A 25349-nucleotide genomic window follows, 5' to 3' on the forward strand; every position below is an offset into this window, starting at 1 on the left:
GGTTTATTCGGATCTAAATGTAATAATAAATTTTGTTCCCTCGCCAGGATGACTTTCAGCCCGTATACTACCACCCATCGCCTCTACCTGGGTTTTGGTAATGAACAGGCCTATTCCCTTTGCATCTTTATTTTTATGGAATGTTTTTCTGAACCCAAAAAGTTTGTTGCCAAAACGTTCCATATCTATGCCCACCCCGTTGTCCTGTACGCTCAGTACGATGTTGTCGTTCTCCTTCCAGGTTTTCAAATGTACTGCTGGCGTACGTTCTGAGGAACGATAGCGGATCGCGTTGGTGATAAAATTCTGCAGGATACTGTCCAGGTATACCTTGGGATATTCTATCATTGGCTCTTCATCAAAGTCAAAGGTAATTTGAATATGGCTGGTTTCAATATCTACCAGCAACACATCCCTTACTTTTTGTAAGCGCTCGGCAAAGAGTAGTTTTTCCTTTTCCACATTTACGTCTTTACGTATCTGTACTACTTCCACCAGGTCGTTGAGGGTTTCATCAATTTTTTTGATGACTTCATGCACCATGCCCAGGTACAGATCCCGCTCCTGCTGCGCAATGGCTTCATTGTGCATTTGCATCAGCGCCTTAAGATTGGCAATGGGCGCCCGCAGGTTATGAGAGGTAATATGGGCAAAATCTTCCAGCTGCTTATTCTGGTTAACCAGGTTTTTATTGAGATTCGATAACTGGTCGTTGGCTTTTCTCAGTTCTTTCTGTAATTTCCTGCTGTCGGTAATATCGCGCATAAATACGGAAATACCGCCGTCCTGCATGGGTGTGAGCAGGAAATCGTACCATTTGTCGACTACCGGGAAATAGATGCCAAAGGACTGGGAGGTTTGCTGTTGTATACATTCCCGGAGCCGGGCATAGAAAACGGTACCACTGAGCCGGGGAAACTCTTCGAAGATATTGCTGCCAATGGCTACCGGGTGGCCAATCATCTTTTCTGCCTTGCGGTTGAGGAAGTTGAGATTACCGTTTCTTTCCATAGCGGCGTATCCCATATCAATGGTATCAAAGAAAAGCCGCATCAGTTCCGTATTGCGGGAGAGTGCGTCCTTTATTTCCACCTGTTCGGTAATGTCCTGTACTACCCCGTACATACGTACCAGTTTCCCGTCTACATATCCCGGTTGACCGATAGAGCGCACTCTTTTCAGCTGTTGGCGGGCCGAAATAATAGAGAGTTGGGCATCGAAGGGCTTGCCGGTGGTCATGCACTGATGGACCAGTATTTCCAGGCTTTCGCGGGCTTCGGGGGTATAAAACGCCAGGGCGCTTTCGTAGTCGACCGGGGAGCCGGGGGTACAGTCGTGGATGTAATACGACTGGTCGGTCCACCGCACTTGTTTACTTTCCAAGTCCAGTTCCCAGCCGCCTATTTTGCCGATACTGCCGGTTTGTTGCAGGAATTCCTGGTTTTTCCGGTTTTCCAGCTCCTGTATTTTTTTATCGGTAATATCGTTGACCAGGGCTACTACGATCATTTCTTTATCTACGGGTTCAATCACCGGGAACACGGTGAGGTCGAAGTATACTTCGCGTCCTACCGTGGTCCAGCGTTTGTCCTGTGAGAAGTCGATGCGTTTTTCCACGCGCAGGGACTTATTTTCTTCCAGGGCCTGGAGGAAGAGTTTATCCAATTCGAACATGGTGGCCAGGCTATCGTTCATGACATTGAAGGGCTGGCGCATCATAGTGGGATGTGGCGATTGGAAGAACTGCCGCTGGGTTTGATTAATGCGGCGTATAAAGCCGAAGTTATCAAACTGTATATACCCTATGGGCAGGTTTTCGATGATATTATCGAGGAGTCTTTCGCTTTTTTGGAGGCTGAGTTCCGAGAGCTTTTTTTCCGTGATATCGTCCAGTATGAGGAAGATATTGACCATATTCCGCTGTGGATCGGTGAGTGGGAAGATGGTGGCTTCAAAGTATACCGGGTATAGCCTGGTAATGTTTTCGTTGGTTTTTTCGCGATAGCTGAGGAGCACTTCCCGTTTGAGTGTTTTGCCGGTTTTACGGACTTCATCAAACATTCCCACGAGGCCATTGAGGCGGTAGAATGGATCTTCCAGCCAGTTGTAGCCGGGTTTGGTGAAGAAGGCGTGTGTTTCTCCCCATATTTCCCGCTGGCGGGTATTGAGGTCGAGGCTATTCCCTTCGGGAGAAAACTGCTGGAGGCCGAGTGGAAGATTTTCAAGTACCTGGCTATAGTAGGGTTCATTCTGTGCCCGTTTGATTTCAGCGAGTTTGCGGGCGGTGATGTCCATGCCGATGAGTATACAATGGGCCATAGTACCGTCTTCCTGCATGAAAGGGCTGATACCGGCTTCGAGCCAGAGTGGTTGTTGGTCTGGTTTCAGGAAGCAGATTTGTTCCTGTACAGGCTGACCAGCGAGCAGGGATGTCCAGATGCGTTGCCATTGCCGGGGATCGGCAGGCGGAAGTATGCTGATAGCGGGCTGCCCAACCAATGCTTCCGCTGGTTGTTGTAATGCCGTTACCACCTGCGTATTTACCGCAGTCACTGTTCCCACAGTGTTGATTGTAACAGAGAGTGCACAGGCATTAATGGCGGATTCAAGATGTTGCAAGTGCCGGTAATGCTGTTCCAGCATAACTACATTCATATGATAGCAGTGACTAAGATCGTTGTGTCCCGAATGCCGAAAGTAGACATAATATAATAAAAAACACTATTGCACAGGTAAAAGTAATAAAATGTTCCGGAAAGGTCAATTCCTTATAAAATCGCTATTAACAAGGGGAAGCGCGCATCAAGTACATCATTTATCCACTAGCTGTGGATTTTCAGTTTTTTCAAATTGTTAAACGATCAATATCTTTGGGACAACTTATTACATTAACATTTTTACTTAAATATCAAGAGATGAAAGTTTTGATTATCATGGGTTCTGAGAGTGACAAGCCAGTGATGGAAGAATCGCAGAAGCACCTTCAATATTTTGGCATCGGGAACGAGATGATCGTAGCTTCAGCACATCGGAATCCGGATAAAGTAAGAGAATTGTGTATAACCGCACAGGAGAAGGGATTTGGCGTAATTATTGCCGCAGCGGGCATGGCAGCAGCCTTACCGGGAGTGGTATCTGCTTACACTTCGCTGCCTGTTCTGGGAGTTCCTCTGGATGGCGGTTTACCTGGTGGTGTTGATGCGTTGTATTCTATCGTGCAAATGCCTGCGGGTTTACCCGTTGGTACGCTGGCAGTAGGTAAAGCAGGTGCCCGTAACGCAGCTATCCTGGCCGCCCGCATTCTTGCTTTAGGTAATAAGGATATTGCCGCTAAAGTGGAGTCCTTCAAGCAGAATGGGTACAGAATTTAGTGATAGCTTAACAATTGCGTCCTCCAGGTTATACAAGATTTAAATATATTCGATACGAACAGCGATTTCCTGGACAATTAAATCATAGAATCATTGACTGAATCCATTATCAATTTAGACAGTATTAATCCCATTGAGTTTTTCGGCGTTAACAACGGAAAGCTCGATCTGCTGAAAAAGAAATTCCCATTGCTGAAGATCCTATCCAGGGGCACCCAGTTAAAATTGAGTGGGGCACCGGAAGAAGTGGCTACAGCGGAGGAAAAAATCAGTCAGATTGTGAAGTACCTGGAACGGAATGGTAATCTTACGGAGAACTATTTTGAGCAGATACTAGGAGATGAGGAGGGCACGAGAATCGATAATTTCAGTGAGCGTAACCCCAATGAGGTATTGGTGTTTGGTCCTAACGGTCGTACAGTAAGGGCGCGTACATCTAACCAGAAGAAGATGGTGGCTATGGCGGAAAAGAATGACATTATTTTCGCGATAGGTCCGGCTGGTACTGGTAAAACCTATACGGCAGTGGCATTAGCGGTACGCGCATTGAAAAACAAAGCGGTTAAAAAGATTATTCTGACACGTCCTGCCGTGGAAGCCGGTGAAAGCCTGGGCTTCCTGCCGGGAGATCTGAAAGAAAAAATTGATCCTTATCTGCGTCCGCTGTATGATGCGCTGGACGATATGATCCCGGCTGAAAAGCTGAGTTATTATATGACCAACCGTGTTATTGAAATTGCCCCGCTGGCGTATATGCGCGGCCGTACCCTGGATAATTCCTTTATTATCCTGGATGAGGCACAAAACGCCACTGATTTACAGATCAAGATGTTTCTAACCCGTATTGGCGCTTCTGCACAGGCCATCATCACTGGTGACCTTACCCAGATAGATTTACCTAAAAATCAGCAATCCGGTCTGGAAAGAGCCACCCGAATCCTTCGTAACATTGAAGGGATAGGGCATGTGGAACTTGATGAAGAAGATGTGGTAAGACATCGCCTGGTAAAAGCAATCATCAAGGCATACGACGCTAACAAGGACAAATAAACCGATTTATTACCGGCTATTTTGTGAGGCCTGTTACGCTTCCGGGCAGCTCCCGGCAGCCGAATCTGTACCTGGCAAAATAGCCGGATTATCAAATATTAACTCTTTGTTAACGGCGTTTACCGTAAGTTCACCTGTTTTTACGTTGAGGGAAAATTCAGTCCGGGAGCCTGTGAATAAGCGTAGCTGTAGTCGTAAGACTTTGCAGAATTGAAGTTTACCCCTATTTTTGTTGTGATATATTATAATTATCGACCGCATGACCAATTTTTTTCGAATCATGACACTGGCATTGACTACAACCTTCCTGCTGGGCAGTTGTAAGAAGAGGGCTACCCCAGAAGAGGTAGCGCTGGCCTTTATGCATGCCATTCAGGATTCGAACTACGACCAGGCAAGGGATTATGCCACCAAAGAATCCCAACAGGTAATACAGATCTATGCTATTTTCGATGGCCGCCGCAGTGGTGCAGAAAGAGAGAAAATTAAAAATGCGAAGATAGAAGTGGTGAATATAGAAGAGAATGGCGACAAAGCGGCTGTCACCATCCTGAATTCATCTGCCCACCAGAAAGAAGTGCTACAAATGGTGAAGGAAAACGGACAGTGGAAAATTTCCCTGACCTTCGACAGCATCATTCCTAATTACGCGCCACAAACTGGCAACACATTTGACTCCACCACTGTACTGCCGGCTGATACCGCATCTTCCGCCGGCGCTATACTGCCTGAAACTAAATAATTTTCTCCCCCTTTGGCTTTTTGTACAAAAGGAGGATAATTTTTAGCTATTAACAGCCAGTTACCTTAATTTTGCCACGCATTAATGATTGAATGTGTGGCTTATTTCCTGTTTTTACTTAACGGAACCTTTTGACCATATCTTCATGAAAAGTGAGGTGAGTGTTTTATTCACTTTTCAGCATTAATCCAATATTGAACAATAAACCTTAAAGTAAAGTAGATTATTATGATGACAAATCCCTGGCACAGTGTGAATCCCGGTTCTGAAGTGCCTAACATTGTAAATGCCATTATAGAGATTCCAAAGGGATGCCGTGCCAAATATGAACTGGATAAAGAAAGCGGTTTACTAAAACTGGACCGCGTACTGTATTCATCTGTATACTACCCTGCCAACTACGGATTTATTCCACAATCTTATTGCGATGACCACGATCCACTGGATATCCTGGTGCTCTCTCAAATAGAATGCGTACCTATGTGCATCATTGAAGCCAAAGTAATTGGTGTGATGCAGATGATAGATGGTGGTGAAGCAGATGACAAAATCATCGCAGTAGCTGCCAATGATATGAGTGTAAACCATATTAACGATATTTCCGAGTTACCTCCTCACTTCATTGATGAAATGCGTCATTTCTTCGAGGAGTATAAAAAACTGGAAAAGAAAACCGTGGTGGTAGAAGAATTCCAGAACAAAGCAAAAGCAGAAGAAATTATTGTAAAGAGCTTCGAAGATTACCGTAAGATTTTCAAACAGAGCTGATAAGAGCTGAAGGCTCAAAGCCGAAAGCAAAAAGCTATTGAGGCGAATGACCTTTGCGAATATTAAAATCGCATCGATTATTCGCCTCAATAGCTTTTTGCTTTCGGCTTTATGCTTTTCGTTCTTAAAAGAATCGTTTTATAATCCGCAGCCGGTGTGTACGAAGGCCTGTATCCCGGTTAATGATCCCTTCGTTATCGATGTCATCGATGCGTACTTTACCGGAAGAGTGGATGATTTCATGGTCGTTGAGGAGGATGCCCACATGCGTGATGCGTCCCTCTTCATTATCAAAAAAGGCCAGGTCGCCCAGGTGCGCCTCTTGCAGGAATCCCACTAATTGCCCCTGTCCGGCCTGTTGATATGCATCCCGGAGCAGGGAGATACCTGAGAGTTTAAACACGTTTTGTGTAAAGCCGGAACAATCCACGCCAAACACGCTGGTGCCTCCCCAGAGGTAGCCGGTATTTAAAAACTGTTCCGCAGCTGCTTTAAGTGCGGCAACATCTACAGAATTGTTGTTATTTAGCGAAACTGGTTTATCTTCGAATCCTACGGTAATAGAACCCCATTGAACGGCTGTGTCGCCGTGTCCTTTCACCAGGCAACCGAAAGGCACCTGCATTGGCAGCCCGTTCATCGTTACGCGATTTACCCAACCCGGCAGATACCTGGTAGCCGGTTCCAGGAAAAGCGCTTCGTCAATGGTTTCCAGGTGGGCGGCGGTGACCCACCCCATATATCCGTCGTATTGATTTTTTACTTGTACCCAGCCATCTGGAGCTGTATCAATAACAGATACAGCAGCGCCCCATAACAGCTGGGAAATCATTTCACTTCTGTGTGAGGCCGTTCCCCGCAATGGCGCAACTGGCACAGTTACAATGGCGTATGGCATATTAATTGTATAAATCCGTTTTGTTATTCAATAATATTATGCGCTGAATGAACTTTTTCCGCTTTTGTACGTAAATATAAAGTAATAAGTTTATGCAACAACAGTTAACCAATTTATCGGACAAAGAGTTAATATCCCGCGCCAGAAAACAACATGACCGCGAGGCAGAAGGCGTATTGATGGATAGGTACAGCCATCTGCTGGTTGCGGTTACCCTTCCTCATTTAAGTCAGCAATCCAACCTGGACCCTAACGTAGTCTTTCCTTCCCTTCTCCAAAGATTAAGTGCCAGTCTTAAAACCCAGACGATCTACAAGGTAAACGAATGGATTTTACATATACAGAAAGGGTATCTTAGTAAACCAGAGAAAAATACGCCCTTCTACCCATCACGCGATGGCAGAGATTTACTCCATATCGAAAATACTGTAGATAAAGCCGCTACTAATATTATCGACCGGCAGGACCTGATAGTACGGCTGGAACAGGCTTTACAGCGACTTAACGCCGACGACCGGGCACTCATCACGCAATTCTATCTTGAAAATAAACCTTTTGCCGACCTTTCCGCTACCACCGGTATCTCCAGGGAAAAACTGAGAACACAGCTGAAAGCCGCCAAAGGAAAACTTGCCAAGCTATTTATGAATGGATATGTTAAGTAGTAAACCGAATAATGATAAAGTACTAAAGATTTTTTCTACGATCCGTTGCCTCAGCAGGGATCAGCTGCCACGTTACCTGGAAGGCCGGTTGACAGATGTAGAAAAACACCTGGTAGAGCAGCATCTCACAGATTGCGACCTGTGCTTTGATGCCTTACAGGCATTGGAAAAGGAAGAAAGTACAGAAAGATACCAGGACCTGACCAATAAGCTGCAACGCTATGTACATAGCAGCATTCAGCCTGTTTCCCACACGCAGAAGATAGCCCAGTATACCCGCAAGGAAAGGAATAAAGAGCATATGCTGGCGTACTTCTGGATCGTTGCTTTTATCGGGCTCGGTATAGGCAGCGTATATGTAATGCGTGGCCATATCCGGAACCAGCCGCCACCCATGCATGTAATGGCCAGTGTGCCCGCCAGGGATAGTGCCGCTGCTACTGCCGCCACCGGTAATCCGCCGGTAGTAACGCCCGTAAATCATACTACTGCGCCAGCACCAGCACCGGAAGCCTCCCATACGGCACCAGCCACACCACCGGCAAAACCAATCCTGGCGGCAGCCGCGAAGCCTGTAGATTCTGCGGCGTTGAAGAAAGCAGCCGCTCTGAAAGCTGCGCAACATAAAGCTGCGGCAGACAGTATCCGCAAAGCACAGCAGGCTAACCTGCTGAAGCAAAAGCAGGATTCCATCCGTAAAGCCGCAGCGGATAAGGCAAATAAAGATGATAAAGCCAAAGACGATGACACCAAGACGCCAGCAAAACCAGATAATAAGCCTGCCCAGGTAGCCAAGGAACAAAAGGCGCCAGAACCGGCTAAAAAAGAATCAGCCGCCGCCTCCCCCATCAACAGTGACGAATACCTTTATAAAGCCGCCATGGTATACCAGCAACAAGGTAACCTGGGCGAAGCAATCGACAGGTACCGCAGACTGGAATCTGTCAGTTCCGGCAAATACGTGGAACTGGCCCGCTATCAACTCGCTATCTGCTATCGCAGCAAAGGACAAATGGGCAAAGCCCGCCGCATGTTCCGTGAAGTGATACGCATGGACGGCAGCATGAAAGACGCCGCCAAGCAAGCGCTGGATAGCATGTAAACTTTTTATATCAAAAAATAATATGGATTTTTGTGAATGCTGCATCTAGTATGCAGCATTCCATTTATTAGCCTGTGAATAATCCAGCCATACAACAACTAACAGACCAGGAGCTATTACAGCGGTTCAAAGCTGACAACAACAGTGATTGGATCGGTGTGCTGTTTGATCGCTATGCCCTGCTACTGCTGGGTATATGCATGAAGTACCTGAAGAATGAAGAAGATGCACGGGATGCCGTGCAACAAATCTTTCTCAAGATGTTGTCCGACATCCATAAACATGAGATACAATATTTCAGGGCCTGGATACACCAGGTAACCAAAAACTACTGCCTGATGCAGCTGCGGCAAAAACATATGAAATACAAGGAAGAAATTTCCGACAAGCATATGGGAGGCATCGCAGCGGAACAGGAAGATAAGCGGGTATACCAGGAAAAGGATTTGCTGCTGGAAAATATGGAACAGGCCATGAACCAGTTGAGTCCTGAGCAACGGGACTGTGTGCGGCTATTTTATCTGGAGAAGAAATCTTACCAGGAAATAGCTGATCAAACGGGGTATAGTTTACTACAGGTGAAAAGCTATATTCAAAATGGCAAGCGAAACCTGAAACTTTTACTGGAAAAACAACAACGCGCAAATAAAAGTTAATTTGCATCCATAGTGATATGAACGAGCATTTCAACGATATCTTTTCAACAACACGCTGTCTTTCACAACAGCAGCTACTGGACTATGTGCAGGGTAAGCTGACGGCTGAAGAACAACATGAAGTAGAAATGCACCTGTCTGATTGTGAGCTTTGCAGCGATGCACTGGAAGGGCTGGAAGCTATAAAAGATAAGGAAAAGATCCCCGGGTGGATCCGACAGATGAAATGGGAGCTGTTGAAAAAACTACGTACCCGTTACCGCTCCCGGAGAAAATCTGAAAATTATATATACCTGGCCGTTATTATCCTCTGTATACTTTTCTTATTACTGGCACTTTTCTGGGCCTATCATTTTTCTACTGTTAACAGGAGCTAATATTAATAGGAGCTAAAAGCTATTGAAGCGAATACCTTACAGATATTAGTTGCACTGGTCATTCGCGTCAATAGCTTTTAGCATTATGCCTTCTGATTTAATATAATGTCTTATCCCCTTTCTCTTTCCAGTCGCTGAATACATCCAGGGCAGCGGCTTCCGGCATAGCAATCAGCGGAATCTTTTTATCGGTATGCGGCACATTTATTTCCCGGTAAATGAATGAATCATCAAAATCGATCGCAGCGGCATCTTCCTTGGTATTGGCATAATATACCCGTTGCGGGCGCGCCCAGTAAATGGCGCCCAGGCACATAGGACATGGCTCGCAGGAGGTATAGATCTCACAATCGTGTAACTGGAAAGTACCCAGCTTTTTACAGGCAGCACGAATCGCGACTACTTCTGCATGCGCTGTTGGATCAGTATCACAAAGCACCTGGTTCCATCCCTCTCCCACTATCTCATCACCTCTTACAACAATAGATCCAAAAGGTCCGCCGTCGCCATTTTCCATGCCCCTGCGGGACAACGCTATAGCATGCTGCATAAATCTTCTTTCTCTTTCTCCCGGCATATCGTTTAAGTTTTGATTCTTTCAAATTTACTGAAAGCGACTGATAAAACCCGCCTCAACGCGGTATAAGTACAGACCATAAAAAAGCCCCGCGAAGAATCGCGGGGCTTATCGTTAACTATGTATCGTCGTATTTAGAATTACTTGTTTCTTATTACTACTACGCCATCAAACACATCAATCAACACTGGTTTCGATTTGTCAATGTCGCCTGCGAGAATTTTCTTACTGAGCAGGTTAATGATTTCTTTCTGAATGAGACGTTTCAGCGGTCTTGCTCCAAACTGCGGGTCGTAACCTTGAACAGAGAGGTATTCGAGCGCATAATCAGAAAATTCCAATATCATGCCATTTTTTGCTACCATGTCCTTCAGTTGTTGTAACTGAATGTTAATTATTCCTTTAATTTCATTTCTCATCAAAGGCTGGAACATGATTACTTCATCTACCCTGTTCAGGAACTCCGGACGGATGGTTTGTTTCAGCAATGACATCACTTCTTCCTTCGTTTTATCTACTACTTCCTCCCTATTGGCATCCGTAATCTTTTCAAAGTTTTCCTGGATGATATGACTACCCATATTGCTGGTCATGATGATGATCGTATTTTTGAAATTCACCACCCTGCCCTTGTTATCGGTGAGTCGTCCATCGTCCAGTACCTGTAACAAAATGTTAAAGGTATCCGGGTGTGCTTTTTCGATTTCATCGAGCAGTACCACTGAATATGGTTTACGGCGCACGGCTTCTGTGAGTTGTCCACCTTCATCATATCCAACATATCCCGGAGGCGCTCCTACCAGCCGGCTTACAGAGTGCTTTTCCTGGTATTCGCTCATGTCGATGCGGGTCATCATGTTTTCATCATCGAACAGGTACTCTGCCAATGCCTTGGCCAATTCTGTTTTACCTACACCGGTAGTACCCAGGAAGATAAAAGAGCCAATAGGTCGGCGCGGGTCCTGTAATCCTGCACGGCTGCGGCGAATAGCATCAGATACTGCGATGATGGCTTCATCCTGTCCTACTACCCGTTGGTGCAGCTCTTCTTCCAGGTGCAACAATTTATCTTTTTCACTCTGCATCATTTTAGATACGGGGATACCAGTTGCTTTTGCCACATTTTCTGCGATATCCTCTGCATCTACTTCCTCTTTAAGAAGACGTTTATGATTGGCAGATATTTTATTCAATTCTTCGGTCAGGTCGGTTACCAGTTTTTCCTTTTCTTTCACCTTACCATAGCGGATTTCGGCTACGCGTCCAAAATCGCCGTTGCGTTCGGCCTGTTCAGCTTCCAGCTTCAGGTTTTCGATTGCTGACTTGGCGTTCTGTATCTGGTCTACTACTTCTTTTTCCGCTTGCCATTTAGCTTTGAAGGTGTTGCGTTCTTCACCGAGGCGGGCAATTTCTTCCCCTAGTTCACGCAGTTTATCTTCATCGTTTTCGCGCTTAATTGCTTCTCTTTCGATTTCCAGTTGCCTGATCCTTCTTTCCAGCTCATCCAGTTCTTCCGGCATGGAGTTCATTTCCAGCCTGAGCTTTGCTGCGCTTTCATCAATCAGGTCGATGGCCTTATCTGGTAAAAAGCGGTCGGTAATATAGCGGTGTGATAATTCAACGGCGGCAATAATAGCTTCGTCTTTGATCAGCACATGGTGATGACTTTCATACTTTTCTTTCAGTCCGCGTAAGATGGAGATCGCATCTTCTACAGAAGGTTCGTCTACCAGTACTTTCTGAAAGCGGCGTTCGAGCGCTTTATCTTTCTCAAAATATTTCTGGTATTCATTGAGCGTGGTAGCACCGATAGCGCGGAGTTCCCCTCGTGCCAGCGCTGGTTTCAGGATATTAGCCGCATCCATGGCTCCTTCCATTGCACCGGCGCCGATCAGGGTGTGAATCTCATCTATAAAAAGGATGATTTCCCCGTTGCTTTCGGCTACTTCTTTTACCACACCTTTCAATCTTTCCTCAAACTCACCACGGTATTTAGCGCCGGCCATGAGGGCTCCCATATCGAGGGCATAGATGATTTTGGATTTCAGGTTTTCCGGTACGTCACCGTTAATGATCCTGTGTCCAAGGCCTTCTACGATGGCGGTTTTACCTACACCAGGCTCCCCAACCAGGATGGGATTATTTTTTGATCTGCGGGAAAGAATATGTAATGTTCTGCGGATTTCCTCATCACGGCCAATTACAGGATCGAGTTTCCCTTCCCGGGCCATTTCATTGAGGTTCTTCGCATATTTCTGTAAGGTATTATATTGATTACCGCCCGTCTGTGAATTAACCGTATCGCCTTTGCGCAGCTCTTTGATAGCGGCTTTCAGTCCTTTTTCGGTTAGTCCGGCGTCTTTTAACAATTTAGCAGTATCGTCGCTACCACCAAGAATGCCGAGCAGCAGGTGTTCCACACTTACAAACTCATCTTTAAACTCCTTGATGGCAGCGCCGGCGCGGAGTATTGTGTTGTTAGCATCGCGGCTAAGGGTTTGACCACCTTCTCCACCTACGATGCGGGGATATTTATTGATCTGCTCATTGAGTTTACTGGTAACAAACGACGTATTCACATCGTTTTTCTTCAGTAAATATTCAATAGGACTATCTTCATCATTTAATAAAGCCTTCAGCAGATGCCCGGTTTCGATGGACTGGTTCTGATTGTTAAAGGCCAGTTGCTGTGCTTGTTGCAGTATTTCCTGCGATTTTATAGTGAAATTATTCAAATTCATATCTAGTTATTTTTCTCCTTTTTTTGATGTCATCAAACATGTTTAGGTAACAACAAACCCTGATCCAATGTTGTATATCCGGAAATTATGACATATACAATAAAGTTTTACTGCATTTTTAGCAGAAAGAGAAGGAGGAGACTGCTATTTTTTCAGGTTCACAGTATATCTGAAGCTTGGGCGGGCGAGATGTACTGCGTTAGAGATCAATTCATTAATTGAGGAAAAGCAGGTATTCCCGGTAATATGCCAGGTTAATTCTGACAGAATCAAACAACACGGCCGACTCTGTTGTTATAAAATTCCTGTGACGGCATAGTGGTATACCCATAGAGAAGTATCAAATCTAAGCAATACATTCCTCATTATTAAACCCTACAATTATGTCTTTCGATTTACTGGAAAGCGCCAAGAACATTTTCAACAACAATGTAGTTAGTCAGGCTTCCTCACAACTTGGAGAGAGTGAAGGAGGTATTCAGAAAGCATTAAGTGGAATTGTGCCGGTGGTATTAAGCGGACTGTTAAACAAGGCCGGATCATCGGGTAATGCGGGCAGTTTACTGGACATGGTAAAAGGAGTAGCCGGGGATGCCAATCCAGGCGCTGTAGCCGGTGCGATCCAGGGTGGTGCAGGTGGTTTACTCGCCAAGGGGGCAGACCTGCTGCGCAGTTTATTCGGTGAAAAAGTTGATGCTATTATCAGTATGGTGTCTAATTTTGCGGGGATAAAGGAATCATCGGCCGGTACGTTACTACAATCAGCGGCGCCAGCCACATTAGGTACCGTGGGGCAATATGCGGTACAAAACAATCTCACGCCCAATTCATTTCTATCATTATTGGATACTCAAAAAGATAAGATCCTGGGCGCTATACCAGGAGGATTGAATATCGCCGGCATACTGGGCCTGGGCAGCATTGGAGAGCTAGGAAAGAAGCTCGGGGGACTTGCCAGCGGCCTTGGCAGCGCCGCCACTACCACTGCCGGTGCAGTAAACCTGAAACAAGCCAACAGCAGTAATCGCTGGATATGGTCGCTGTTATTGATATTGATTGCCATCATACTACTGTGGTACCTGATGCGGGGTTGCGGTGGCAATAAAACAGGTACCACTACTACCGATAGTATCAGCACCGGGCAGCTGGCAGATTCCGCTTCTATGACCGTACCGAGTCCGACCGCGGCAGCTACCACCCGGGAAAGCATTAAAGTCACGCTACCAGATGGTACCGTACTGGATGCGTTCAAAGGAGGTATAGAAGACCAGTTGGTCGCCTTCCTGAAAGATGATAGCCGCAAGCCAGGCAAAGATGTATGGTTTGATTTCGACAACCTCAATTTCAAAACCGGTAGTGCAGAATTAACAGAAGAAAGTATGAAGCAGGTAGGTAATATTGCCGCTATTCTGAAAGCCTTCCCGAAATCGAAAATCAAAATAGGCGGTTATACCGACCGTACCGGCGATAGTACCGCCAATCTCCGTCTTTCTAAAGAACGGGCAACATCTGTGCTAACGGCATTGAAGAAACAAAACGCCAATGAAGCCCAGCTGTTGGGAGCAGAAGGCTATGGTTCACAATTTGCCAAAGCTGCCGCAGATGCGCCGGATGAAGAACGGAAAAAAGACAGACATATTTCTGTAAGCGTGAGGGAAAAATAAATGTTGAGCAGAAAGCAGAAAGGAGAAAGCTATTGTGGAGAATGATTAAAGCGAATTTTAAATACTCGCTAAGTTCCTCTCCGCAATAGCTTTCTCCTTTCTGCTTTATGCTTTCTACTACTCTTTCACCAATACCAACCGGTTTCTATCTGCCCGGTAAATACCACCATAAAACTTCACGAGCTCCGGGTATTCTGCAGCAGGGAATGTACCCGACTGCCGTTCCATTTTTCGTATATAAGTTACCGTATTGCCTTTTAATAGGACAGAGGCGCTATAGTTCCCAAATTTTGAAGACAGGCTTACAGGTGTTGGTACTGATTCCGGCTTATACCCTACAGGGAGGATGATCTCTACGGAATCAATGTCGCGGTAGGCCATATTCAACCGGATATCCGATTGACGGGTTGTATCAAGTTCCAACTTTATTCCATCGCGGGCGAAAATATTGGGAGTGATAAACATTCGTTTACCCGTTACCGTGGCATAGTTATTCCCTTTTACCTTTATCATCTCCTCAATAGCCGGGGTGGCAGTTTCCAGCTCTTTATAATTATAATCTACAATATCATAGCTCGACAGTCCCAAGCCTTTCCGCAACATTTCCAGTTGCTTTTCCCGGCTCAGGCGATGAATTGCATTGCGTAAATCATCCTGTTGGAGACCACTGGTCACTTTTATTGCGCTCAGCATCATGTTTCCACTGGAATCTACGGTAGCATTAATATGGCGGATTTGTTGGTTACAATCCATGCCATACACAGGTGTTCTTACTAGTTTACTATCTTTTTCATCCAGCAGTAATACGGGCCTGTTGTCTGTAAAACCTCCCAGGTAGCCGGCAGGCAAATAGGGATCGGTGCATTCCAGCCAGGTGGTGTCCTTCTCACCGGGCACACACAGGATGGCGTGGTTGAACTGGGAAGATGGAAAGTCCTCACGGATAGTATGTGCATTTTCGCCTGCCTTTGCGAATACACAATTGGATTTGATACCTGCTTCTTTCAATAATGCCATCATGTAGTTGGATAATGCTTTACAATCACCGTAGCCTTTAGTAGCTACCGAAGCCGCATCAAAAGTTTGCCACCCTCCTATTCCCAGCTGTATGCTAATGTAGCGGTTGTTGCGCTGCATAAACTTGTAGAGTGTTTTTATCTTTTCTTCCCGGCTATGCAGTCCGTCGGTCAGTTCATGCACTTTTGCTTTGGCGGCATCAGGTAACACATCCCGGCCGGCATTGAGCTGGTAAAAAAAAGTGCCCAGTCCTTTCCAGGAATTTGAGTTGCCCTTATACTTATCCAATTCAAAATCAGTAGTGCCCAAGAATACCGCAGGTGTACGGCGGTAAAACTCCACGGCATTTAACTCTGGTTTTAGCGCTTTGATCTGTTTTATTTCCCAGGCGTATGTTTTGGTATCCCTATTGGTAGTGATAACTGGTTCCCCGTTGTATAAATAGCTGCGGAAGCGCAGGGTAAAATCGGCTGGTGCCGTTACTTTCAGGGTACTTTGTTCTACTGTACAATCGCTATTTGATTGTGGTATCCAGGTGGGAATCGAAAGGGTGCTGTAAGAGCGTTCACTGATTTCATATTCTATCGTATAGGGGTATACGTTATAATAGAATTGATGCACTTTTATGCGCTCATCCGTCATCAGGCTCCCATCATCTACTGCGCTCAGGTCTTTGATATCGCTTTGTTTGAGGCGTTTTACCTGTTTTCCTTCCGCATCATAGAGACTACCGCTGATACCAAGTATTTCGCTGAGCTTACTGTAGGAAACGGCCAGTTTGGCGTAATTGGCGCCTGCTTCATCCAACACGGTAATAACGTAGTGCCGGTTGACACGCACATCCGTGAGATCGTTTATCCGGATGGTCGTTTCTTCCAGGCGCTTAACGATGTGTGCATTCTCTTTCAGAGCGGCAGGAATGGTTTTCACCGGGTATTCGGGATCGCCCGCCCATGCGGGCCGGGCAGCCACAGCAAGCAACACTGCGGCGATGGTTGTTAACAGGTTATGCATACGTTATTTCTTCTTCTTTAATACAATCTGTTCTGCTTCCTTCTTTACGATCAGGTCGTAGAATTCCCGCAGGCCGCTATAGTCTTCGGGCATAAAGTTAGCCTTCGTCAGCTTGATGCGGCAACGCAATTGTATATGGTCTTCTACCTGTTGGACCATGTATTGAAATACGCCTTCCGTTTCATTAAAGTTGGCGATCGCAGATTTAGGCAATTCATCTACCACGTAGCCATCGGGAACGTCCATATTGAAAGAATAGATTTCATCAGAAACGCCGGTCATTTCTACGGGGAATTTGCGTTCCATGGAGGTGAACGGATTCGATTTGTAAGCTTCTCCCATCAATGGATTGATGTACACAATATCATCTCCTCCTACCTGCATTTTGAACTCATATTTTGTCATCACGGGTAATTCCAGGCTGTCAATATCTTCAATTTCTTTGCTGGTCAGTTCAATTTCGCCGGTATAGGACTTTGCGATCTTTTTGAAATACTCATCGCGGCCTTTGGCTTTTATCTGTTCCCGGATGTCATACGATTCAAAGTAGGTGGGCCTTTGCATGAATGTTCCGGCTACCGCGCCATTTTCTATTTTTCCCAGCAACACCGATGTAAATTTCTGTTCCCGCAAGGAATCTGCATTTAAAAACACAGGGGTGGCAAATTCGTCGATGGTTCTGGCGGCGCCGTTATAGCATACCGGCGGCAATTTTCCGAAGCCCATCAGGGGTTCCGATGCATCCAGGTCATGAGATTCTTCTCCGATAGTTAAGTGCACTACCATGTAGTTAAAGCGGGTGAGCAAAGGATAAAACTGGTACACATAGCCGTTGTCGCGGGTACTGAGCAGCACCGGATCTGCTTTCAGACCGGCTTTGCGGAGCATGGCGGTCAGCAGCACGTTTACTTCCACGACGTTACCGCTCTTCCCGGAAAACACTGTTTTCAGGGATTTCTCCATCCACAGGGCACTGTGGTCGGTACAGGTATAATTATTACGTACCCAGTTATAAATCCGTTGTGCTTTTTCCTGGTCCGTTTTGGCACCTTTCACCAGGTCTTCTACCGTGCCGGAAAGGAAGCCGTTGTTGTTATTGAGTACGCCGCCCAGGTCTTCCGTTTTCATCAGGTCTTTCATCAGTTCTTCCCAGGAGCTCTGTACGGGTTTCCGGGCTTCGTTGGGCCAGTTGTAGGCCGACAGCTGGAATTCTATTTTGCGTACATAGTTATCGACAGTGGTGATGAAGCTTTCGGGGTGAATAGCCGGAATTTCTTTAACGGCCCAGTGGTAGGTGGTTACGCCCGGTGTTACCGTAACCATGTCGGAGGGACCGGCTGCGCCGCTACGCTCCGTGCGGAAGGAAAAGGTAACCCTGCTGTAGTCTTTTTTTTCTATGGCAAACTTCTCATACCCCTGCGGAATGAGCATATAGTCGAAATATTCCGGGATGGCTACGCTATATTCGCTCCAGAGGCGGGGATATTCTCCCTGGAAAGTCCAGGAGCGCAGGTAACGGTAGAATGGAGAAGCCACCGTATAAGCATATTCTATGATTGTACCTTCCTTTACAGCCGGCAGTGTAAACTTCTTTACCAGCAGGGATTTGTCCTGCTTATCGTTAAAGATGTTTTTACTATCCATCCGGGTTTCCACCACTTCCCCGTTTTCCAGGTTATAGGCGGCGGCTTTGAGGTTGAGGAGTTTCTCTTCCCGGGTATCTCCTTTGTAGAGGGGTACTCTCACCGTGGCCACGTCGAAGCCATTTTTATCCACGATTTTCACGCGGCGGTGTACTTTATAGACCAGGCGCAAGTCGCCGCCATCTGCTTCAAAGGCAGAAGATCCTATTTCCGACAGTACGATCGCGTGGGCGCCGGTATCTTTCTCAAATCTTTTGTCGGTAAATTCTTCTTTGGAGACTTTCCCGAATTTTATTTTTCCATTTTCCTGGGCCAGGGCACTCAGGGACAACAAACCGCTTACCACGCAGGTAAGCAAACAAGGGATATAACGCATACAGTTACAAGGCATAGGGTAATTATGCTACATGAAGGTATAAAAATTCATGTAATTTTGCGGAGATGACCCATACTTTATTCATAAAGCAGCTGGCAAAGGAGCTGGGATTTGATCACTGTGGTATAGCTCGTGCGGAGCAACTGGATGATGATGCGCGTCGGCTGGAGTCCTGGCTGAATAAGGGCATGCACGGCAACATGCAGTATATGGAAAACCATTTCGACAAGCGGATAGATCCCCGGAAGTTGGTAGACGGCGCCCAGTCGGTGATTACGCTGCTGTTCAATTATTTCCCTTCTGCCCAGCAGCGGGCGGATGCTCCCCGTATCTCCAAGTATGCTTACGGTCATGATTATCACGAGGTGATCCGGGCCAGGTTAAAGACTATGCTGCTGCGGATGCAGGAGCATATCGGGCCGGTGCAGGGGCGCGGGTTTGTAGATTCGGCGCCGGTATTGGAGCGGGCCTGGGCGCGGCGTAGCGGGCTTGGCTGGATAGGCAAAAATGGGAGCCTGATCCACAAACAGGCAGGTTCTTTTTTCTTTATAGCCACGCTGATCACCGATATTCCCCTGGACTACGACGGTCCGGTGGGCGACTACTGCGGGTCGTGTACACGCTGCCTGGATGCTTGTCCTACCCAAGCGCTGGTAGCGCCAGGCGTAGTAGACGGCAGCAAATGTATTTCCTACTTTACTATAGAGCTGAAAGATCAGCTGATACCGGAGAAGATGAAGGGGCAGTTTGACGATTGGATGTTTGGCTGTGATACGTGCCAGGACGTATGTCCCTGGAATCGTTTCTCCAAAGCGCACCAGGAGGCGGAGTTCAGCCCGATTCCGGCTGTCCTGAATTTCACTACCCGTGACTGGGAAGAGCTGACAGAAGAAGCCTTTAAAACCATTTTCCGCCATTCTCCCCTGAAGCGCAGTAAGTTTGCCGGGATCCGCAGGAACCTGCAATTCCTGGGACACTAGCCATTATCGTCTTATTTTAGATAGCAGCCATTTGGTGAGATCCACGGCTGCTCCGTAATTTTCATAATCAGGCGTAAGCCTTTCCCCATTTACATATTCATTATAAAACCAGGGATCGCCAACCGCAAACACGGTGCCTTTACCTACGGCTGCAACGGCCATAATCACATGGCCGCCGTTTTCATATACTGCCCTGGCAGGCCTTTTCAGCGTGAGGGTAGATAGCTCCTTGATATATACTTTGTTTACACCGGAAAATATTTCATGTCCAGGCGGGATTTTAAAAGCGCCCTGTGTCCAGTTACGGCCCTGTACGCGGTTTTTGCTGTCGCCGTTGAAATGGATACCGAATTTTTCACTGAGTTTATTAAAATGGATAAAGTCGGCATTTAGCGAGTCATTTTCCATCAATACCAGTACGCCACCAGCTTTCACCCAGTTATAAATTTCGCGGGCATCCTTTTCATTCATGTAATTAGGATGTGGCGATTCGGTGTCTGTATCCGGGTCGATGATCATATAAATATCAGTATGCTGCAAGTTAGCCATAGTGGGGGCTTCCAGGAGACTATCCCTTCTTACACCGAGGGAGTCGAAGATACCGCCCCAGATAGACAAGCCGCCATTATCGGTTTCATTCCAGATGTAGTGCCACCTGAATGGGTTACCGGCGTGGTCTTTTTTAAATTCGTTGTTGTAATAGTAATCAAGGGTGACCTTCGGAGACTTTACGGGCTGTTGGGCAACGCTGGCACAGGCAAGGCCGGCCGACAAGAATAGGCTGAGTGCAAGTACTTTCATGGAATTTTTAAAATTGGCCAAAAAATACTCAATATTCTTTAAAGATTATAATTCCAACCGGTTGCTGAAATTATCATGCAGGTAAAAAGTGGGTACCGGACACTCTTTCTACAATTTTAAAAATATTGTTTGCTAATTTCTTGACAATCGTTTTAGCTTCCCCTACTTTTGTATGGCAAGTGGCTGGCAACCCGCACACCGTCGCAAAATATCACTTATTATATATCGGTTATACCGGACTATTAGCTGATTAACTTTTTATGGACCTGAGTGCCATAACGTGGAATTTTAGCAATAAAGGTCGAATTCTTTCGACCTTTCTTTGTTTATAATCGTTTTGTGTTATATTGTTGCGCCTTAATAATTGTCAGGCTAACATTTTTTCAACCAAGGGGTGTGCACATGCGGAAGCGGGCTATTATATTCTTCTTTTTTCTACTATTTACCAGGACATTACCGGGTCAGACCCTCGCTTACCAGTTTAACCGGATTGACATTAACCAGGGCTTATCCAACAACCAGGTGAACTGCATTTTCCGGGATAGTACTGGTTTCCTATGGATTGGGACAGGAGCAGGACTGAACCGGTTTGACGGATACCATTTTACCGTTTATCTCCACGACTTACGCGACAGCAGTTCTTTATCCGACAACAATATCAGCCAGATCATGGAGGGACCCGCGCGGCGGCTCTGGATCAGAACCCGTAGCGGTATCAATATTTATGATCCCGTTACCGGCCGCTTTAACCGCCATCCGGAGATATTGCTGCAGCAATGGGGCATTCCCGGCAATACCCTAACAGCCATCACCAGGATGCCTTCCGGCCAGTACTGGCTGCTACACCCAACTGCCGGCATTTTTATTACTGATGGACAACATACCGCCACGAGGCTTACGCATAATGCCGATACCAGCAGTATTGCCACCAATAGCGTTGCTGCACTGGTAGCCGACAAGGCCGGCGATTGCTGGCTACTACATAGCAACGGTATCCTGGAAAAAATGGACAGCCGCAGCCACCGTGTCCTCTATCGTAATAACAGCCTGGCCGGCGCTAACTGGTCGATGGTGGCCGACAATGACGGGGATCTCTGGCTGTTCAACAATAATGAAGACAACGGGGTTTACCATTTTAATACCCGTCAATATACCTTCCGGCATATAGATCAGCATACGCCTGGCTTGGCGCTTAATAATAACATCGTGAGGGGTATTGTGCCCGATAACAATGGATTGATATGGGTAGGCACCGATCATGGAGGCATTAATATTATAGATAAAAAAGCACAGCAGGTCCGTTATATTGAAAACATCAGCGAGGATAGTCGCAGCCTGAGTCAGAATAGTATTAACGCCCTGTATAAAGATAACACCGGTATCATCTGGATAGGCACCTTTAAAAAAGGGCTGAATTACTACCATGAGAACATGGTAAAATTCCCGCTTTACCAGAACATGTCGTATAGCCGCAACAGTTTAACATTTAATGATGTGAACCGGTTTGTGGAAGACGATAAAGGCAATCTCTGGATAGGCACCAATGGGGGTGGATTAATCTATTTCGACCGCAGCCGCAATACCTTTACCACCTACCGCCATGATCCCGCCAACGCCAATAGTATATCTGGTAACGTAGTAGTGAGTCTTTTAATAGACCATGCCCGTCAGTTGTGGGTAGGCACCTATTTTGGAGGGCTGGACCGGTTTGATGGCCATCGGTTTGTTCACTACAAGCATGATCCGAAAGACAGTAGCAGCCTAAGCGACAATAGTATCTGGGAATTGCTGGAAGACAGTCAACACCGCCTTTGGGTGGGGACGCTGGCGGGGGGACTGAATCAACTAGATCCTGTCACGAATAAATTCGCTCATTTCCGGCCGGCCGTTCCCTCCAAATATGTTTCTGCGCTGCTGGAAGACAAGCAAGGGAGCCTGTGGGTGGGTACTTCTGATGGTTTGGATATACGCAGTCCGGGAACTGGGATCTTCCGGCATTACAGCAATGATCCTAATAACCCGGCGAGCCTGAGTCATAATAACATTGTATGCATTTTCCAGGACAGCCAGGACCGTGTATGGATCGGTACCCGCGAGGGACTGGATCTTTACAATCCGAAAGACGACGACTTCACGACGTTCCGGAAAAGCGACGGTCTTCCTGACAATACCGTACTGAATATATTGGAGGCCAATGACCATAGCCTTTGGATGAGCACTCCCAATGGTTTATGTAATATGACTTTTCAGCCGGGGGCTAACGGGAAGGGGCTTACGTATCACTTCAAGAATTACGATGAATCGGATGGATTGCAGGGCAAGGATTTCAACGAGAATGCCGCCCTTAAAACCAGCCGGGGTGAGCTGATCTTTGGCGGAGGGAATGGGTTTAATTTGTTTTATCCTACCAGCATTGCCCTTAACAAAAACATACCACCCGTTGTATTAACCGATCTGCAGATCTTTAACAAGAGCATACTACCCGGTGAAAAAATCAATGGAAGGGTACTATTGCCGGGGGCCATCTCCGAAATACGCAGTATTACCCTGCAACACGGGGAGAATGTATTTTCCCTGGAGTTTGCGTCCCTCAATTATTTTCACCCGGAGAAAAACCAGTATGCGTATATGCTGGAGGGGTTTAACAAAGACTGGCTATATACCGACGGCACGCAACGCAGGGCTACTTTTACCAACCTCGATCCGGGAGAATATACCTTCCGGGTAAAAGCATCCAATAATGACGGCGTATGGAATGATGCAGGACTTACCTTAAAGATTAGGGTCCTTCCTCCTTTCTGGAAAACCTGGCCTGCTTTCCTGTGTTATGTGTTACTGATCATAGGCGCCTTGTTACTGGCCCGCCGGATCATCCTGGAGCGGGAAAGGCTGAAGTTCCGGATGGCGCAGCAAACCCAGGAAGCGGCACGCATGCATGAACTGGATAGCCTGAAAATACGCTTCTTCACAAATGTGAGCCATGAATTCAGAACCCCGCTCAGTCTCATTATTACTCCCCTGGAAAAAATCATCAAACAAACCGCGGAGGCGCCGTTAAGATCCCAGCTGGAGCTGATGCAACGGAATGCACGGCGGCTGCTGAGCCTCGTTAACCAGTTGCTCGACTTCCGTAAAATGGAAGTACAAGAAATAAAACTGCATACCGGCGAGGGAGATATCATCAGCTTTTTAAGGGAGCTCACTGGTTCCTTTTCAGACCTCTCCGATAAAAAGCATATCTCGCTTACCTTTCAGAGCAATGTACAGGAATTGAAGATGCTGTATGATGCGGACAAAATAGAAAAGATTCTCTTTAACCTGCTTTCCAATGCCTTCAAGTTTACCCCGGAAGACGGGGCCATTGGTGTGCAGGTACAGTACCGGGAATCCGATGCGCAGTTGGAAATAGCGGTAAAGGATAACGGTATTGGGATTCCGCTGGAAAAGCAGGACCATATCTTCGAACGTTTCTTTCAGCATGATTTGCCCGCCTCTGTGGTGAACCAGGGCAGCGGTATTGGCTTATCCATTACCAAAGAGTTTGTGAAAATGCATGGAGGCAATATCAGCGTAGACAGTGCACCGGAAATGGGCAGCTGTTTTACCGTAGTATTGCCGGTGAAGGCCGTTACTCCTGCTGTTGCCGGCGCTATGGAGGAAACCATCCGCACACAGCAGGCTGCACTTGCTGTAGCAGCGCCGGTGAACAACAGCAAAAAGCCGGTAGTATTGTTGGTGGAGGATAATGAAGATTTTCGTTTTTACCTGAAAGATAACCTGTCGCAATATTTCCAGATCCTGGAAGCCGAAAACGGGTTAGTAGCCTGGAAACTGTTGCAGCAAACCCTCCCCCACTTAATCGTCAGCGATATTTCCATGCCCGAAATGGACGGCCTGGAACTTTGTAAAAAAGTGAGGGCCCAACAACGTACTACCCACCTGCCGGTAGTATTACTCACCGCCCGGGCGGAAGAGGTCCAACAGCTGGAGGCCCTGGAAACAGGTGCATCAGATTATATTACCAAGCCTTTTAATTTTGAGGTATTATTATCGCGACTCCGCAATATTATCTCCCAACAAACCTCCTTGCGGAAAACCTTCCAGCAGCATATAGAAGCCAATCCCAGTGAGATTGCCATTTCTTCTGCCGATGAGCAATTTATTCAGCAGGCCTTGCAGATCGTAGAGAAAAACATTTCCAATCCTGACTTCTCTGTGGAGGAACTAAGCCGGGCGTTGTTTATGAGCCGTGTATCTGTTTACAAGAAAATACTGGCGCTCACCGGACGATCACCGATTGAGTTTATCCGGAGTATAAGGTTGAAGCGCGCCGTTCAACTGTTGGAAAAAAGCCAGCTCACTGTAGCCGAAGTAGCCTATGAGGTAGGATTCAACAACCCCAAATATTTCACCCGTTACTTTAAGATGGAATATAATGTACTGCCATCGCAGTATAAAGCAGAGAGCATAAAGCGGAAAGCATAAAGCTATTGTAGCGAATGACTAGCGAATGATAAAATTGTTATTCGCTACAATAGCTTTATGCTTTCCGCTCTTTTAAAACAAATCTACCCTATCAAATAACGAAAGACGTCCCCTGGCAACGGGGGACAATAGATAATTTTGCCCCGGAAACTATTATATCTGTCTATGTTCAAGCACAATTTTAAGAAGAGCAACCGTTTGTATCTATTAATAGAGATCATCCTGTATGGTTTGATTACCGCATCACTCATTGGCTTGTTTCTGCTGTAACCTATTTAAAATCAATCGCTCGCATTTTCCCGGATTAACATTTTATACCCAGTTACCTATCATTATGTTACCTCGCAGGGGGAACAGATTAACATAATCGCCCCACATCTAAAACATACCCGTACCCTATGAATCCGGGGGGCCATTTACTT

Annotated in this window: 18 protein-coding genes; 11 read left to right on the forward strand and 7 right to left on the reverse strand. The window is 46.4% G+C overall.

The window, feature by feature from the left end:
• Positions 1-3: 3 nt before the first annotated feature.
• Positions 4-2655, reverse strand: coding sequence for a PAS domain-containing sensor histidine kinase (locus HGH90_RS03850; RefSeq protein WP_169190435.1), 2652 nt, complete (start codon positions 2653-2655; stop codon positions 4-6).
• 260 nt (positions 2656-2915) lie between these two features.
• Here HGH90_RS03850 and purE point away from each other — a divergent pair, with 260 nt between their 5' ends.
• The 4 genes from purE to HGH90_RS03870 all read left to right on the forward strand — a co-directional run bounded on the left by purE (position 2916) and on the right by HGH90_RS03870 (position 5931).
• Positions 2916-3371 carry a 5-(carboxyamino)imidazole ribonucleotide mutase gene (gene purE / locus HGH90_RS03855; RefSeq protein WP_168763677.1) on the forward strand — a complete coding sequence of 152 codons (456 nt, stop codon included), beginning with the start codon at positions 2916-2918 and terminating at the stop codon, positions 3369-3371.
• A gap of 93 nt (positions 3372-3464) precedes the next feature.
• Entirely contained in the window at positions 3465-4421 is a 957-nt protein-coding gene (locus HGH90_RS03860; protein WP_168740393.1) for a PhoH family protein, read from the forward strand.
• A gap of 259 nt (positions 4422-4680) precedes the next feature.
• The gene (locus tag HGH90_RS03865; RefSeq protein WP_168740392.1) at positions 4681-5163 is read left to right on the forward strand and encodes a DUF4878 domain-containing protein; all 483 of its coding nucleotides are present in this window, start codon (positions 4681-4683) and stop codon (positions 5161-5163) included.
• A 228-nt stretch (positions 5164-5391) separates the two neighbouring features.
• On the forward strand, positions 5392-5931 hold the full coding sequence (locus HGH90_RS03870) for an inorganic diphosphatase (RefSeq protein WP_211092940.1): 540 nt from the start codon (positions 5392-5394) through the stop codon (positions 5929-5931).
• Positions 5932-6055: 124 nt separating this feature from the next.
• Here HGH90_RS03870 and HGH90_RS03875 read toward each other — a convergent pair whose 3' ends face one another.
• Positions 6056-6829 (reverse strand): C40 family peptidase, encoded by a 774-nt coding sequence (locus HGH90_RS03875; protein WP_211092941.1) that lies wholly within the window; start codon positions 6827-6829, stop codon positions 6056-6058.
• Between the two features lie 92 nt (positions 6830-6921).
• Between HGH90_RS03875 and HGH90_RS03880 the strand changes: the two genes are divergently transcribed.
• The 4 genes from HGH90_RS03880 to HGH90_RS03895 all read left to right on the forward strand — a co-directional run bounded on the left by HGH90_RS03880 (position 6922) and on the right by HGH90_RS03895 (position 9629).
• Positions 6922-7494 (forward strand): RNA polymerase sigma factor, encoded by a 573-nt coding sequence (locus HGH90_RS03880; protein WP_168763678.1) that lies wholly within the window; start codon positions 6922-6924, stop codon positions 7492-7494.
• Positions 7484-8596 carry a zf-HC2 domain-containing protein gene (locus HGH90_RS03885; RefSeq protein ID WP_168763679.1) on the forward strand — a complete coding sequence of 371 codons (1113 nt, stop codon included), beginning with the start codon at positions 7484-7486 and terminating at the stop codon, positions 8594-8596. Before HGH90_RS03880 ends, HGH90_RS03885 begins: the two co-directional genes overlap by 11 nt.
• 74 nt (positions 8597-8670) lie before the next feature.
• Entirely contained in the window at positions 8671-9252 is a 582-nt protein-coding gene (locus tag HGH90_RS03890) for an RNA polymerase sigma factor (protein ID WP_168763680.1), read from the forward strand.
• Positions 9253-9269: 17 nt separating this feature from the next.
• On the forward strand, positions 9270-9629 hold the full coding sequence (locus HGH90_RS03895) for an anti-sigma factor family protein (protein WP_169190436.1): 360 nt from the start codon (positions 9270-9272) through the stop codon (positions 9627-9629).
• A gap of 97 nt (positions 9630-9726) precedes the next feature.
• Here HGH90_RS03895 and HGH90_RS03900 read toward each other — a convergent pair whose 3' ends face one another.
• Together HGH90_RS03900 and clpB are read right to left on the reverse strand one after the other, a co-directional pair.
• Positions 9727-10206, reverse strand: coding sequence for a nucleoside deaminase (locus HGH90_RS03900; RefSeq protein ID WP_168763682.1), 480 nt, complete (start codon positions 10204-10206; stop codon positions 9727-9729).
• A 140-nt stretch (positions 10207-10346) separates the two neighbouring features.
• Positions 10347-12947: an ATP-dependent chaperone ClpB gene (gene clpB, locus HGH90_RS03905; RefSeq protein ID WP_169190437.1), complete on the reverse strand. Its 2601-nt coding sequence runs from the start codon at positions 12945-12947 to the stop codon at positions 10347-10349.
• A 383-nt stretch (positions 12948-13330) separates the two neighbouring features.
• Here clpB and HGH90_RS03910 point away from each other — a divergent pair, with 383 nt between their 5' ends.
• The gene (locus HGH90_RS03910) at positions 13331-14611 is read left to right on the forward strand and encodes an OmpA family protein (RefSeq protein WP_169190438.1); all 1281 of its coding nucleotides are present in this window, start codon (positions 13331-13333) and stop codon (positions 14609-14611) included.
• A 117-nt stretch (positions 14612-14728) separates the two neighbouring features.
• On the opposite strand, the gene HGH90_RS03915 is transcribed toward HGH90_RS03910, so the two are convergent.
• A complete protein-coding gene (locus HGH90_RS03915; RefSeq protein ID WP_168763685.1) occupies positions 14729-16642 on the reverse strand; it encodes a DUF3857 domain-containing protein in 1914 nt (637 codons plus the stop codon).
• Between the two features lie 3 nt (positions 16643-16645).
• A complete protein-coding gene (locus tag HGH90_RS03920) occupies positions 16646-18661 on the reverse strand; it encodes a DUF3857 domain-containing protein (RefSeq protein ID WP_169190439.1) in 2016 nt (671 codons plus the stop codon).
• A 65-nt stretch (positions 18662-18726) separates the two neighbouring features.
• On the opposite strand from HGH90_RS03920, the gene queG reads away from it, so the two are divergent.
• Positions 18727-19641 carry a tRNA epoxyqueuosine(34) reductase QueG gene (gene queG / locus HGH90_RS03925; protein WP_169190440.1) on the forward strand — a complete coding sequence of 305 codons (915 nt, stop codon included), beginning with the start codon at positions 18727-18729 and terminating at the stop codon, positions 19639-19641.
• 3 nt (positions 19642-19644) lie between these two features.
• On the opposite strand, the gene HGH90_RS03930 is transcribed toward queG, so the two are convergent.
• A complete protein-coding gene (locus HGH90_RS03930; protein ID WP_169190441.1) occupies positions 19645-20442 on the reverse strand; it encodes a DUF4350 domain-containing protein in 798 nt (265 codons plus the stop codon).
• A 402-nt stretch (positions 20443-20844) separates the two neighbouring features.
• On the opposite strand from HGH90_RS03930, the gene HGH90_RS03935 reads away from it, so the two are divergent.
• Positions 20845-24927 carry a two-component regulator propeller domain-containing protein gene (locus HGH90_RS03935; RefSeq protein WP_169190790.1) on the forward strand — a complete coding sequence of 1361 codons (4083 nt, stop codon included), beginning with the start codon at positions 20845-20847 and terminating at the stop codon, positions 24925-24927.
• The last annotated feature ends 422 nt before the right edge of the window (positions 24928-25349 follow it).

This window comes from Chitinophaga sp. Ak27 (assembly GCF_012726295.1).
In the GTDB taxonomy this organism is placed as follows: Bacteria; Bacteroidota; Bacteroidia; order Chitinophagales; family Chitinophagaceae; genus Chitinophaga.

Excerpts from the sequence above, each read along its gene's own strand:
- HGH90_RS03850 (WP_169190435.1), bottom strand. The coding sequence starts at position 2,655 with ATGAATGTAGTTATGCTGGAACAGCATTACCGGCACTTGCAACATCTT.
- purE (WP_168763677.1), top strand. The coding sequence starts at position 2,916 with ATGAAAGTTTTGATTATCATGGGTTCTGAGAGTGACAAGCCAGTGATG.
- HGH90_RS03865 (WP_168740392.1), top strand. The coding sequence starts at position 4,681 with ATGACCAATTTTTTTCGAATCATGACACTGGCATTGACTACAACCTTC.
- HGH90_RS03870 (WP_211092940.1), top strand. The coding sequence starts at position 5,392 with ATGATGACAAATCCCTGGCACAGTGTGAATCCCGGTTCTGAAGTGCCT.
- HGH90_RS03875 (WP_211092941.1), bottom strand. The coding sequence starts at position 6,829 with ATGCCATACGCCATTGTAACTGTGCCAGTTGCGCCATTGCGGGGAACG.
- HGH90_RS03880 (WP_168763678.1), top strand. The coding sequence starts at position 6,922 with ATGCAACAACAGTTAACCAATTTATCGGACAAAGAGTTAATATCCCGC.
- HGH90_RS03885 (WP_168763679.1), top strand. The coding sequence starts at position 7,484 with ATGTTAAGTAGTAAACCGAATAATGATAAAGTACTAAAGATTTTTTCT.
- HGH90_RS03895 (WP_169190436.1), top strand. The coding sequence starts at position 9,270 with ATGAACGAGCATTTCAACGATATCTTTTCAACAACACGCTGTCTTTCA.
- HGH90_RS03900 (WP_168763682.1), bottom strand. The coding sequence starts at position 10,206 with ATGCCGGGAGAAAGAGAAAGAAGATTTATGCAGCATGCTATAGCGTTG.
- clpB (WP_169190437.1), bottom strand. The coding sequence starts at position 12,947 with ATGAATTTGAATAATTTCACTATAAAATCGCAGGAAATACTGCAACAA.
- HGH90_RS03910 (WP_169190438.1), top strand. The coding sequence starts at position 13,331 with ATGTCTTTCGATTTACTGGAAAGCGCCAAGAACATTTTCAACAACAAT.
- HGH90_RS03915 (WP_168763685.1), bottom strand. The coding sequence starts at position 16,642 with ATGCATAACCTGTTAACAACCATCGCCGCAGTGTTGCTTGCTGTGGCT.
- HGH90_RS03920 (WP_169190439.1), bottom strand. The coding sequence starts at position 18,661 with ATGCGTTATATCCCTTGTTTGCTTACCTGCGTGGTAAGCGGTTTGTTG.
- queG (WP_169190440.1), top strand. The coding sequence starts at position 18,727 with ATGACCCATACTTTATTCATAAAGCAGCTGGCAAAGGAGCTGGGATTT.
- HGH90_RS03930 (WP_169190441.1), bottom strand. The coding sequence starts at position 20,442 with ATGAAAGTACTTGCACTCAGCCTATTCTTGTCGGCCGGCCTTGCCTGT.
- HGH90_RS03935 (WP_169190790.1), top strand. The coding sequence starts at position 20,845 with ATGCGGAAGCGGGCTATTATATTCTTCTTTTTTCTACTATTTACCAGG.